Annotated in this window: 9 protein-coding genes and 3 pseudogenes; all 12 read left to right on the forward strand. The window is 50.8% G+C overall.

The window, feature by feature from the left end:
* Positions 1-355: hypothetical protein (locus B5F87_RS14265; protein WP_143405262.1), on the forward strand; the 355-nt coding region annotated here is incomplete at its 5' end.
* A gap of 85 nt (positions 356-440) precedes the next feature.
* Positions 441-1,283, forward strand: a pseudogene (locus tag B5F87_RS14275) (TraM recognition domain-containing protein); the annotation flags it as partial.
* Between the two features lie 63 nt (positions 1,284-1,346).
* Positions 1,347-1,562, forward strand: coding sequence for a Maff2 family protein (locus B5F87_RS14280; RefSeq protein ID WP_003508243.1), 216 nt, complete (start codon positions 1,347-1,349; stop codon positions 1,560-1,562).
* Between the two features lie 70 nt (positions 1,563-1,632).
* Positions 1,633-2,220 (forward strand): annotated as a pseudogene (locus tag B5F87_RS14285) (CD0415/CD1112 family protein); the annotation flags it as partial.
* A gap of 654 nt (positions 2,221-2,874) precedes the next feature.
* A complete protein-coding gene (locus B5F87_RS14290; RefSeq protein WP_087282196.1) occupies positions 2,875-4,707 on the forward strand; it encodes a reverse transcriptase/maturase family protein in 1,833 nt (610 codons plus the stop codon).
* Positions 4,708-4,809: 102 nt separating this feature from the next.
* A pseudogene (locus tag B5F87_RS14295) lies at positions 4,810-5,085 on the forward strand (hypothetical protein); the annotation flags it as partial.
* A gap of 55 nt (positions 5,086-5,140) precedes the next feature.
* Positions 5,141-5,884, forward strand: a complete 744-nt coding sequence (locus tag B5F87_RS14300) for a hypothetical protein (protein WP_118635992.1) — start codon at positions 5,141-5,143, stop codon at positions 5,882-5,884.
* Between the two features lie 66 nt (positions 5,885-5,950).
* Positions 5,951-6,376: a PrgI family protein gene (locus B5F87_RS14305; protein ID WP_087282204.1), complete on the forward strand. Its 426-nt coding sequence runs from the start codon at positions 5,951-5,953 to the stop codon at positions 6,374-6,376.
* An 85-nt stretch (positions 6,377-6,461) separates the two neighbouring features.
* Positions 6,462-8,717, forward strand: a complete 2,256-nt coding sequence (locus tag B5F87_RS14310) for a conjugal transfer protein TraE (RefSeq protein WP_087282290.1) — start codon at positions 6,462-6,464, stop codon at positions 8,715-8,717.
* Positions 8,718-8,784: 67 nt separating this feature from the next.
* Positions 8,785-9,693 (forward strand): hypothetical protein, encoded by a 909-nt coding sequence (locus B5F87_RS14315; RefSeq protein ID WP_087282206.1) that lies wholly within the window; start codon positions 8,785-8,787, stop codon positions 9,691-9,693.
* 67 nt (positions 9,694-9,760) lie between these two features.
* Positions 9,761-10,798, forward strand: coding sequence for a DNA cytosine methyltransferase (locus tag B5F87_RS14320; RefSeq protein WP_242964490.1), 1,038 nt, complete (start codon positions 9,761-9,763; stop codon positions 10,796-10,798).
* Entirely contained in the window at positions 10,795-12,777 is a 1,983-nt protein-coding gene (locus B5F87_RS14325) for a C40 family peptidase (protein ID WP_087282207.1), read from the forward strand. The genes B5F87_RS14320 and B5F87_RS14325 overlap by 4 nt, the downstream gene beginning before the upstream one ends.
* Position 12,778: the final 1 nt, after the last annotated feature.

Consider the following 12,778-nt stretch of genomic DNA (forward strand, 5'->3'; position numbering starts at 1 on the left):
AGAAAAAGAGAAAAATGAGATTGAGCGCGTCCGCAAAGTGTTTGAGAAACATATCCAGCAGATGACCGCTTATGATTTGGTTTGGTCGGACAAGGTCGGCTATGTGTGGCTGGCAATATGTATCGACCCGGTTTATATCGACACCGGCAACTGGATAGAGTCTGCTGTCGGTCTTTGTTATGAGTGCTTGAACGATATAGCACTGGATGTTTTCGGAATGACCGGAAACGATCACGACTTCGAGGACGCTGATCCGCTGGAACTGGCCGAGATAAAGCGACGCTGGCAACCCTATATCGACCAACTGCCGGAATATGCGTACCTTTGCGACGAACTGTTAAGCAGGAGCAAATAACCCATCCGCAAAAGTGTCAGGAGCTAAAATCTGCTTCTGGCACTTTTTTGTGGCTTTTTTGTGAATTTGATTAAAAAGTCCTTGACAACTCGTTTCGGGCAAAACAGCAAAATCAATCCTCATTTCTTGCGGTGCGAGGCTTGCGCCTTTTGATATTAAGGAATTGCGCGATCTCATGTCCTACGACGAATTAGAACTTGACACGTTAGGCGACAGAAAGAGCGCACTTTTCCTCATAATGAGCGATACGGACAGCACGTTTAATTTTGTTATCGCTATGCTGCAATCGCAGCTTTTCAATTTGCTTTGCGACAAAGCGGACGACGAATATAACGGCAAATTGCCTGTTCACGTCCGCTTTTTGCTTGACGAGTTTGCGAACATCGGACAGATACCCCGATTTGATAAACTGATTGCCACAATCCGCAGCCGGGAAATGTCCGCTTCTATCATTCTGCAATCGCAGAGCCAGCTAAAAGCCATTTACAAGGACGCGGCAGAAATCATACTTGATAATGCCGACAGCACCTTGTTTTTGGGAGGACGTGGGAAAAATGCAAAGGATATTTCGGATAACTTGGGACGGGAAACAATTGACAGTTTCAACACTTCCGAAAATCGCGGCACGCAGGTTTCTCATGGACTTACTTATCAAAAATTAGGAAAGGAGTTGATGACACAGGACGAAATAGCAGTTATGGACGGTGGGAAATGTATTTTGCAGCTACGCGGTGTACGTCCCTTTTTAAGCGACAAATACGATATAACGAAACACCCGAACTACAAATACCTTTCCGACTTCGACAAGAAAAACGCTTTTGATGTGGAACGGTATATGTCTACCCGCCCGGCAATAGTAAAGCCCGATGAAGCCTTTGACATATACGAAATAGATTTGTCCGACGAGGACGCAGCCGCCGAGGAATAACGGCGGCATTTTCATTTTCAACAACATTTTTTGAGCCGCAAAGCGGCAGAAAGCGAGGTTTATATGGATTTCTTTAACAGCGCAGTTGGTGTATTGCAGACTTTGGTTATCGCGCTTGGCGCAGGTCTTGGCATTTGGGGGGCTATCAACCTCATGGAGGGTTACGGCAACGACAATCCGGGCGCAAAGAGCCAGGGCATGAAGCAGCTTATGGCGGGCGGTGGCGTCGCGTTGATCGGCGGCACCCTTGTTCCGCTTCTTTCCAAACTTTTTGGATAATGCCTAAAACAAATACCACCCGCCGCGCCCTCTCGGAAACGGGAGGGCGCGGGAAAGGAGGGATTAACTTTTGATATGGCAGATGATTGAAGATTGGTTTCGCGGCATTTTGACAGACGGGATTTTATCGAACCTCTCCGGCTTGTTTGACAGCGTAAATACAGAGGTTGGAGAAATTGCAACGCAAGTCGGCACGACCCCCGCCGGGTGGAACGCGGGCATATTCAACATGATACGCAGCCTTTCGGAAAACGTCATTGTACCGATTGCGGGCGTTATCATTACCTTTGTCATGTGTTATGAACTAATCCAGCTTGTAATTGAAAAAAACAATCTGCACGATCTCGACACTTGGATTTTTTTCAAATGGATTTTCAAAACCTTTGTTGCGGTGCTGCTGGTAACAAATACTTGGAATATCGTCATGGGAGTTTTTGACGTTACGCAGAGCGTCGTCAATCAGAGCGCGGGGGTTATCATATCCGATACAAGCATAGACGTTACCACTGTCATTACCGACATTGAAGCAAAACTCGACGCTATGAGCGTGGGCGGTCTTTTGGGGTTATGGTTTCAATCCCTCTTTGTAGGGCTTACCATGAAAGCCCTGTCAATCTGCATTATGCTTGTGGTGTATGGGCGCATGATTGAAATATATCGCGCGTCCAGAAGCGCCGCTTGTAATCCGCAGGCGGTGCGCGGGCATTTTGGGAATCCGGCTTTGGCAAGCCGGTAAAGAAAAGTATCAAAGACGCTGAAAAAGCGTCACTTTAGCGTCAGCCGGTTTACCCCGGAGGGAAACCATAAGGGGGACAATAGCGTACCGGAAACGTCGCAAGTTGGGGAAACCATCTACCCACGACTGAGCGGCAAGACGCAACATTGTGAACGAGGAACAAGGCTAAACTGCTTTAAGGGCAGTCCGAGGCGGGATACTCGACCCGGCGGCGCAGGATGGTTGTATTCGCCGTATGTCATAGCGGAATGTGACAGGTATACACAAACCGCACGATACTTATGACAGCCAGCCGCAATAAGCGGAAAAGGACGAAAACCCACTCCGACATCACAATACGCTTTTCCCAAAGTGTCTAACTGGAGATTGCCTAAACCGGAACGCCGGAACCGTCCGGCTATGCGTAATGCCGCAAGGTGAAAAATTTCAAGGATTAAAACCCCAAGAAAGATGACGCTGAATATCCGGCAAGGCAACGGAGCCTTCGTAGTAGTCCGAGGACGGGAAAGCCGTCTACATGGCGAAGGAAGGCAGGATGTTAACCAACTCATAAAAAGGAAAGGTGCGTGAGGCATTATGAGAAGTCCTGAGAATGTGTTGGAAAGCCTAAAATCCAAGGCGTGTAACCAGAGTTACAAGTACGAGCGGTTATACCGCAATCTGTACAATCCACAATTCTATCTGCTGGCATACCAGCGGATACAGGCGAAACCAGGCAATATGACAGCCGGAACAGACGGCAAGACGATTGACGGCATGGGAATGGTGAGGGTCAACGCCCTCATTGAAAAAATGCGGGATTTCAGCTACCAGCCCAACCCCGCAAGGAGAACATATATCCCGAAATCCAACGGGAAGATGCGCCCCTTGGGAATACCGTCATTCGACGACAAACTGATACAGGAGGTGGTGCGGCTCATACTGGAGAGCATTTACGAGCCAACCTTCAGCGACCACTCCCACGGCTTCCGCATAAACAAAAGCTGCCATACGGCGCTCAAATATGTGCAGAAATATTTCACAGGGACAAAGTGGTTTGTTGAGGGCGACATAAAGGGCTGTTTTGACAATGTAGACCACCATGTGCTGATTGCCATTCTGCGCAAGCGGATTGCGGACGAGCATTTTATTGGTCTGCTCTGGAAGTTTTTGAAAGCCGGATATATGGAGGACTGGAACTACCACAATACTTACTCCGGTACTCCGCAAGGCTCTATCATCAGCCCCATCCTTGCAAACATTTATCTGAACGAGCTGGATAAGTTTATGGCGGAATACGCAGAGAAATTCAACTGCGGAGAGCGCCGTAAAATCAATCCGGCCTTCAAGAAGAAATTGGATGTCTGCCGTGGAAAAGAGCAAAGGCTCAAAAGAAACATCTCCAAAATGAGCGAGGAAGAAAAAGAGGGCTTACTTGCCGAAATCAGAGAACTGCGGCGCAGTCTGCGGTCAATACCGTACAGCGACCAAATGGACGAAGGCTATAAAAGAGTTTTCTATATTCGGTACGCCGATGATTTTCTGATTGGAGTAATTGGCAGAAAAGCGGACGCGGAACAGGTCAAACAGGATGTGGGGCGCTTCATCCGGGAAAATCTTCATCTGGAAATGTCCGAGGAAAAAACACTGATTACCCACGGGCATGATTTTGCTAAGTTCCTGGGGTATGAGGTCACAATCGCCAAAGGTGAGTGTAACAAAAAGACCAAAACCGGGGCCACCAGACGAGTAAACAACGGAAAAGTCATGCTCTATGTCCCCCACGACAAGTGGGTCAAGCGGCTGCTCTCCTATCATGCCCTCAAGATTAAACACGACAAACAGAACGGAAATAAAGAGGTTTGGGAACCTGTCCGGCGCACCCGCCTGTTGCACCTGGATGATTTGGAAATCCTGAACCAGTACAACGCAGAAATCCGTGGATTGTACAACTACTACCGGCTCGCAAACAATGTGTCCGTCCTCAACAACTTCTACTATGTAATGAGATACAGTATGCTCAAGACCTTTGCCGGAAAATACCGGACACGAATCAGCAGAATTATTCAGAAGTACCGTCAAGGGAAAGATTTTGTTGTGGAGTATCCGAAGAAAAACGGCAAGGTTGGAAAGGTGCTGTTCTATAACAACGGGTTTCGCCGTGATACCAAAGTGGAAAGCGGCAATCCCGATGTGATTGCAAGAGTGTTTGAGAACTACGGACGCAACAGCCTAATAAAGCGGCTGAAAGCGAGTCAATGCGAGTGGTGCGGTGCAGAGAATGTACCAATTGAAATACACCATGTACGAAAACTCAAAGACTTGAGCGGCAGAAAACAATGGGAAATCGCCATGATCGGGCGTAAGCGCAAGACAATGGCACTCTGTATTGACTGTCACGATAAGTTACACGCTGGGAAATTAGACTGACAGCTGGAGAGCCGGATACATCGAGAGGTGTAAGTCCGGTTCGGAGGGGAGTTCTCGGAAACCTGCCATAGCGATATGGCAAGGCGCTGGGTTCTTACCCTACTGACGACCTCCATCGGGCCGATCCCCCTTGCCACCATGACAAACCGGGACTGGAGCTCTACCGGGCAGAACTACTTGAAATCCCTGTTCGCCCTGGCGTTCCAGGCATTTCTTATCATGGTGTGCGTGGGTATTTATTCGGTGCTGGTCCAGAGCATTGCCACGGGCGGGGACCTTTCCGGGGCGATCTGGGCCTGCATGGGGTACACGGTGCTTCTGTGTTTTGCGTTATTCAAAACCGGCAGCCTCTCAAAGAGTCTGTTCGGGGCGCATTAAGGAGGTGAAAAACTATTGGAGTTGTGCTATAATTACCTTAATTAGGGGTGATTATATGGAACAAAGAAAGCGTCCTGGAGGTAGTGATGGACTTGGATATTACACCTCTTGGGATAAATCTAAAGAAAATGGGTGCATCTATTGTGGAAAACCAGCAACAACAAGAGAGCATGTACCGTCAAAAGCATTTTTGATTGAGCCATACCCAGATAACTTAGCGACTATCCCGGCATGTTTTGAGTGCAATAACGGTTTTTCCAATGATGAAGAATATGTTGCCTGTTTTTTGGATGTACTCAAAGAATCAATATATCGAGGGTATTCCAGAAGTTTGGCAACAACTCAGAGATTGGAAAAAAACGCTAACCTTAAAATGCTTCTTGATGAACAAATAAAAGTAACTAATGGCACTGTTCAGTATACTTTTGACGAAAAACGCTTATGTCGTATTCTCATAAAACTTGCAAAAGGACATGCTGGTTTTGAACTTGATTATATCAGTTTCGATGATAGCGATATACAAATCGACTATGATTTTGTTTTTAATATGTCCGAGGCAGATATTGATAGATTTGAAGAAATCCCGCAAACAAATCTATTTCCAGAAGTGGGATCGAGAAGCTGTATGACACCATACATCGTGCAGAACATATCCACTGGTGAATCGGCTGCATTTATGTTTTGGAATGAAGTGCAGGATAATCAGTATCGCTACCAAGTGTCTTATAATTCGTCTGGCGGTATATGCGTGAAAATCGTCATTTTTGAATTATTATATTGTAGAGTCGATTTTGACTGAACTAAATACTTTTTATGAGGAGCAACTGCGAGTAGCGGTTGCTCTTTTGCTTTTGGAGGTGATAAATTGGCGTATGTAACGGTCCCGAAGGACCTGACAAAAGTAAAAAGCAAGGTGCTGTTTGGCCTGACCAGGCGGCAGCTTGTGTGTTTCGGGGCGGCGGCACTCATTGGAGTACCGCTTTTCTTTTTGCTCCGGAAAACGGTCAATTCCAGCACCGCCACGGTCTGCATGATCGTGGTCATGCTGCCCCTGTTCCTGCTCGCCATGTATGAGCGGAACGGGCAGCCGCTGGAGGTGATCGCGGGCCAGATCATCCAGACGGTCTTTCTCCGTCCGAAGGAACGGCCTTATCAGACAGACAATTTCTATGCCGCCGTAGAGCGGCAGATTCAAGCGGAGAAGGAGGTGAAGAAGGTTGTTCAGAAATCGAAAGCAGCCGCCGAAGGAGGCGGCACCGGTAAAGGCAAAGCGAAAGCTGACCGCCGCTGAAAAGCGGGAAATCCGAAGGATCATCGAAACGGCCAGGGGCGACGGAAAGCCCCATTCGGCCCAGGATACCTTACCCTTCCGGCAGATGTACCCAGACGGGCTGTGCAAGTTGGATGATACCACCTGGAGCCGGTGCATCGAATTTGAGGATGTGAATTATCAGCTCGCCCAGAAGGACGACCAGACGGCCATTTTTGAAGCCCTGTGCGATATGTATAACGCCCACGACGCTTCTATCGGCATGGAGCTTTCCCTTGTGTGCCGGAAGGTAAACAAGGCGGATTTCCGAAAGCGAATTGAGATCGCCGCCCAGGGAGACCGGTTCGACGGGGTACGCGCCCTCTACACGGATATGCTCCGGGGACAGCTTGAACACGGCAATAACGGCATGGTCAAGACAAAGTTTCTGGTGCTTGCCATTGAGGCGAAGAACATCAAGGAGGCCAGGGCGCGGTTCTCCCGTATCACACTGGACGCGCTCAATTACTTTAAGGCAATGGGCGCATTGGCGGAGGCCCTGGGCGGGAAGGAGTGGCTTGAGGTGCTGCATGGCATCCTCCACCCGGACGGGGAGCGGTTTTCCTTTGAATGGGACTGGCTGGCGCCTTCCGGCCTGTCGGTCAAGGATTTTATCGCGCCTTCCTCCTTCCGTTTCGGGGAGGCAAGGCGCTTTGGCATGGGAGGCAAATATGGGGCGGTGAGCTTCTTGCAGATCACGGCCCCGGAGCTGAATGACCGGGTGCTTGCCGACCTTCTGGATACGGACAGCGCCATTTTTGTGAGCCTCCATATCCGGAGCATGGACCAGAATGAGGCGATCAAGACAGTCAAGCGCAAGATCACCGACCTGGACAGCATGAAGATCGACGCCCAGAAGCGGGCGGCCAGAGAAGGGTTCGATATGGATATCATCCCCTCCGATATCGCCACCTACGCGGGCGAGGCAAAGAATATCCTCCGGGATTTGCAGACCAGGAATGAGCGGATGTTTTTAATGACCTTCTTGGTGGTGAACGTGGCGGACACGAAGCAAAAGCTGGAGAACGATATCTTCCGGGCGTCCTCCGTGGCACAGAAGCATAACTGCCACCTGGTACGGCTGGACTTTCAGCAGGAGCAGGGCCTTGTGTCCGCCCTCCCCTTAGGCGTCAATCAGATCAGGATCGAACGGGGGCTTACCACTTCCTCCGTGGCGATCTTTGTCCCCTTTATCTCCCAGGAGCTTTTCCAGGGCGGCGAGGCGCTGTATTACGGCCTGAACGCTACTTCCGGCAACATGATCCTGGCGGACCGCAAGCAGCTCAAGACGCCCAACGGCCTGATCCTTGGCACACCGGGCAGCGGCAAGAGCTTTTCCGCAAAGCGGGAAATCCTCAACGTGTTCCTGGTGACAAAGGACGATATCATTATCTGCGACCCGGAGGCGGAGTATTTCCCCCTGGTCCACCGCCTGGGCGGGCAAGTCATCAAGATATCCCCCACGAGCAGCCAGTATGTGAACCCGATGGATATGAGCCTCAACTACTCCGAGGATGATAACCCCCTGGCGCTGAAATCTGACTTTATCCTGTCCTTCTGCGAGCTGGCGGCGGGCGGCAGAAATGGTCTGGAGCCGGTGGAAAAGACGGTGATCGACCGGGCGGTGCGGATCGTCTACCGTCCCTATCTGGCGGACCCGAAGCCGGAGAATGTCCCCATCCTGGGCGACCTCTACGACGAGATCAAGCGGCAGCCGGAGCCGGAGGCCGCAAGGATCGCCGCCGCATTGGAGCTGTATGTGCATGGCTCGCTGAATGTCTTTAACCACCGGACCAACGTGGATATCAACAACCGCCTTGTGTGCTTTGATATCAAGGAGTTGGGGAAACAGCTCAAAAACCTGGGGATGCTGGTCATCCAGGACCAGGTGTGGAACCGTGTCACGGTGAACCGGAGCGAAGGCAAATCCACAAGATACTATGTGGACGAGTTCCACCTTCTGCTGCGGGGCGAGGTAGGGCGCTGGAGCGTGGAGATTTGGAAACGCTTCCGCAAATGGGGCGGTATCCCCACGGGGATCACCCAGAACATCAAGGACCTGCTGGCCTCCCCGGAGATCGAGAACATCTTTGAGAACAGCGATTTTATTTATCTGCTGAACCAGGCCAGCGGCGACCGGAAGATACTGTGCGAGCGTCTGAATATCTCCACCCAGCAGGCGGCGCATATCAGCAATTCCGGCCCCGGACAGGGGCTTATCTTTTTCGGGAATGTGATCCTGCCCTTCATGGATGATTTCCCCCAGGACAACGAGCTTTACAACATTATGACCACGAAGCCGGAGGAAGTGATAAACAGATAAACACTACTATTTTTTCCAAAAAGGATATGGTATAATGATTTCATAGATTTTTAGGAGCGATAGGGATATGGAAAAGCAAAAGAAAAATCAATTGAGCTATTTTGGCAAAATACTATTATGGAGTATAGGAATTGCAACTGTTCTGAGTGTGATTCTTTCTGCGTGTTGTGATGCCATATTTGTGCTGAATGAAAATCAATTGCTCTATCTCTTTTCTGCAATGGCACAAGTAATTGGCGGAGTGTTCGGTTTAACATTGACAGCGTATGTATTTTTTGTAGATAAATTCAAAGAGTCTACGAAAGATGATGATACACTCTATGATGCCACAACTGCTATTCTTAATCGTTATTTCCATATCCTTATTTTAATAGCAATCACCTGTGGGTTAATAATTCTTTTGTGCATGATAGGAATTATAGACTTACATAATTGGATGGCAATCTACCCATTCGTCATAAACGAAAGCCTATTTCTTTTTCTGATTGGCATTACTGCCATTTTGACATTTGGTACAATGTTGCTTGATCCAGGAAAATTAGATAAAGAAATAAAAAAGATGAAAAAGAGTGCTGAAAAATACTATCAATCAACAGCATCAGCATCTGGCGACTTTAGGGAGTTCTTAAAAACATACAATTTGCTTGAACGTGTGATTATAGATTTTGCTCAAGAGTGCATGAAAGATCAGAATTCTTACCGCTATAATTATAAACCTCAAATCATCCAATCACTTAAAGTGCTAGGATTAAATGAAATTGTAAATGGCTCTTTATTAAATGAAATAAATGAACTTAGGATGTATCGGAATGGTTTAGTACATGGTGTAGATTTTGATGTCACTCAAGATGTATGTGATCGTATATCAGAAATCTATGATGCACTAACTCATGCTTTTGATGTTTTTAAGAATTACGGAAGAAACTCCGAAGAATGGACAGCTGCAATAAAAAAAGTATATAATTTGTCTCGGTAATCTAGGATGACTTTAGAAGAAACCCGCTTCGACTTGAAGCGGGTTTTCTTATGCTCAAAATTAGGAGGTGAACGACAATATTAAAACCACATTGACCCATGTGAGCCTGTTCTCCGGGATCGGCGGCCTGGACCTGGCGGCGGAGGCCGCCGGGTTTCAAACCGTCTGCCAGTGCGAGTGGGCGGATTTCCCTTATTCCGTCCTGGAGGCGCATTGGCCGGAGGTTCCCAGGTTCCGGGATATCACAACATTCACGAAGGAGGCGTTTTTTGAAAAAACAGGACTTGAAACAGTCACCGTTATATCCGGCGGCTTCCCCTGCCAGCCCTTCTCCACCGCCGGACGGAGGAAAGGCTTTGCGGATGAACGCTATCTATGGCCGGAGATGTGCCGCGTTATTGCCGAGCTGCGGCCCCGTTGGGTGCTTGGGGAAAATGTTGCTGGCTTCATCGATATGGGGCTCGACAAAACGATTTTTGACCTGGCAAAAGCGGGATACGCTGTTCTCCCATTCGTATTTCCGGCTTGCGGCGTCGGCGCATGGCATGAGCGCCAGCGAACTTTTATCGTCGCGGCTGATGTTTCCCACGCCCCTTGCCTCCGACAAGGGGACCGCCAGGGACGCGGCAAGCCTGGATGTGTACCTGTCCGACAATGGGATTTTCCGAAAGAGGAACCGGAACGGCTCGATCTGGAGCCTGTCGCTGTCGGCGGCGGTGTTCTATCTGACCCCGGTGGCATCGGACGGCTTCCGCTCGACCCTGAAACCTTCTGCCTACGATCCGGCGAAGAAAGACGGGAACCTGTCGGCGCAGGTGGTGTTCCAGGAGCAGCCGGTATCGGATACGGCGGCCTTGAACCCGGACTGGGTGGAATGGCTGATGGGCTTCCCGAAAGGATGGACGGACGTATCCTCTGGGACCGGGAACCCGATGGAGTCCCCCGCATGACGGAGCGGATGGATGGGCGGGCTCTGCGGCTGAAAACATTGGGAAACGCGGTCTGCCCTCCCCAGGCATACCCCATCTTCCGGTATATCGCCATGATTGAAATAGGGGCGTGTGTCAATATCTGTCCCTACGGAAAGGCAGGTGAAGCAACATGAACGAACTGAAAGCGTCCGAAAAGGTCACGCAGAAAATGACCCATGACGGCGCGGTGGCGGAGAACCTTGCCACGGGCGAGGTCACAAACATCAGCAGCCGGGAGGCGGAGGTTGATCTTTCCGCGGAACAGGAGCCGGTGACAACAGCGGCGGCAGCGGCGGAGCATATCGCCCGCGCCCATGACCGGCGAAAGGCAAAAAAGGCAGCGAATGCCCAGGCGGATACGGTCCGGGAGGGTTCGGCTGTTCGGCAGCGCCCTTCTTCCCGTCTGAAATTCACCGAGGAAGAACGCGCTTCCCCCGACCTGCAAAAAGCAATCCGTCGCTCTGACCGGGCAGCGGATAAGCTGGACGCGGCGAAGGAGGCCATCCCCACAAAGAAGGTCTTAAAGACCGAGCGCATCTTTGACGAGGCGGCAGGCAAAGGCAAGACCCGCCTCCGCTTTGAGGATGTGGAGAAAAAGCCTAACGGCCATCTGCGGCACAATCCGCTTTCCCGCCCGGTACAGGAATTGAAGGCCACCGCCCACGGGGAGGTCCGCAAGGTGGAACATGAAAATGTGGGTGTGGAGGCTGGGCATAAGGGCGAGGAACTGGTGGAGCGCGGTGCCGCTCGTGCTGTGGGCGGCGTCCGTACCGCTGTCCGGGAGCACCGCATGAAGCCCTGGCGGGATGCGGTCAAGGCGGAAAATGCCTCCATCAAGGCAAACGCGGAGTTTCTTTACCAAAAGGCGCTCCATGACGATCCGGCCCTGGCCGCCTCCAATCCGGTCTCCCGTTTTCTGCAAAAGAAGCGTATCCAGAGGAACTACGCAAAGGAGATCCGCCAGGCCGAAAAAACGGCGAAGAAAACCGCCGCTGCCACAAAGAGCGCGGCGCAGAAGGCAAAGGACGCCTTCAAGGAAACCTTTGTCTATGTGAAGAACCATAGCCGGGTAGTGCTGCTCATTATCGGGATCGGCGCCTGCGTGGGGCTTTTGTTCGGCGGGATGTCCTCCTGCTCCATCATGGGCGGCTCCGGGGTGAGCGGCGTCTTTATGACCTCCTATCTCTCCGAGGACGCGGACATGCTGGCGGCGGAGGCGGCCTATGCGGATTTGGAGGCGAAGCTTCAAGACGAGCTGGACAACTACGAGACCTACTATCCCGGCTACGATGAATACCGCTTCGACCTGGACGAGATCGGCCATGACCCCTATGTGCTGATCTCCATTCTGTCAGCCCTCCACGAAGGGGTGTTTACCATCGGCGAGGTTCAGAGTGAGCTTCAAACGCTTTTTGACCGGCAATATACCCTGACCCAGACCGTGACGGTGGAGGTCCGCTACCGGACGGAAACAGATACCTGGACAGACGAGGACGGGAATACCCATACAGATACCTATGAGGTGCCCTACGATTATTACATCTGCAATGTGACCCTGGAGAACTTTGACCTGTCCCATCTGCCGGTCTATATGATGGACGAGGAACAGCTTTCCCTATACGCTGCCTATATGTCTACCCTGGGCAACCGGCCGGACCTGTTCGGCGGCGGAGAGTATCCAAACGCCTCCACCCTGCAGGAGCCCACCTATTACGATATCCCCCCGGAGGCCCTGGAGGATGAAACCTTTGCGGCCATGATCGCCGAGGCGGAAAAATATCTGGGCTATCCATATGTGTGGGGAGGCAGCTCACCGAGCACATCCTTTGACTGCTCCGGGTTCGTGTCCTGGGTCATCAATCATTCCGGCTGGAATGTGGGGCGGCTGGGCGCCCAGGGGCTTTACAACATCTGTACCCCGGTATCCAGCTCCCAGGCAAAGCCCGGCGACCTGATCTTTTTCAAAGGCACCTATGATACGCCTGGCGTTTCTCATGTGGGTATCTATGTGGGCGGAGGCATGATGATCCACTGTGGATCGCCGATCTCCTACACAAGCATTAACACGAACTACTGGCAAGCCCATTATTTTAGTTTTGGGCGTTTACCATGAT

Origin of the sequence: Eubacterium sp. An3 (assembly GCF_002159465.1) — a bacterium.
GTDB classification, from domain to species: Bacteria; Bacillota; Clostridia; order Lachnospirales; family Lachnospiraceae; genus Anaerobutyricum; species Anaerobutyricum stercoris.

Coding starts and splice junctions, on each gene's coding strand:
- B5F87_RS14280 (WP_003508243.1), top strand. CDS start 1,347: ATGGATTTCTTTAACAGCGCAGTTGGTGTATTGCAGACTTTGGTTATC.
- B5F87_RS14290 (WP_087282196.1), top strand. CDS start 2,875: ATGAGAAGTCCTGAGAATGTGTTGGAAAGCCTAAAATCCAAGGCGTGT.
- B5F87_RS14300 (WP_118635992.1), top strand. CDS start 5,141: ATGGAACAAAGAAAGCGTCCTGGAGGTAGTGATGGACTTGGATATTAC.
- B5F87_RS14310 (WP_087282290.1), top strand. CDS start 6,462: ATGTACCCAGACGGGCTGTGCAAGTTGGATGATACCACCTGGAGCCGG.
- B5F87_RS14315 (WP_087282206.1), top strand. CDS start 8,785: ATGGAAAAGCAAAAGAAAAATCAATTGAGCTATTTTGGCAAAATACTA.
- B5F87_RS14325 (WP_087282207.1), top strand. CDS start 10,795: ATGAACGAACTGAAAGCGTCCGAAAAGGTCACGCAGAAAATGACCCAT.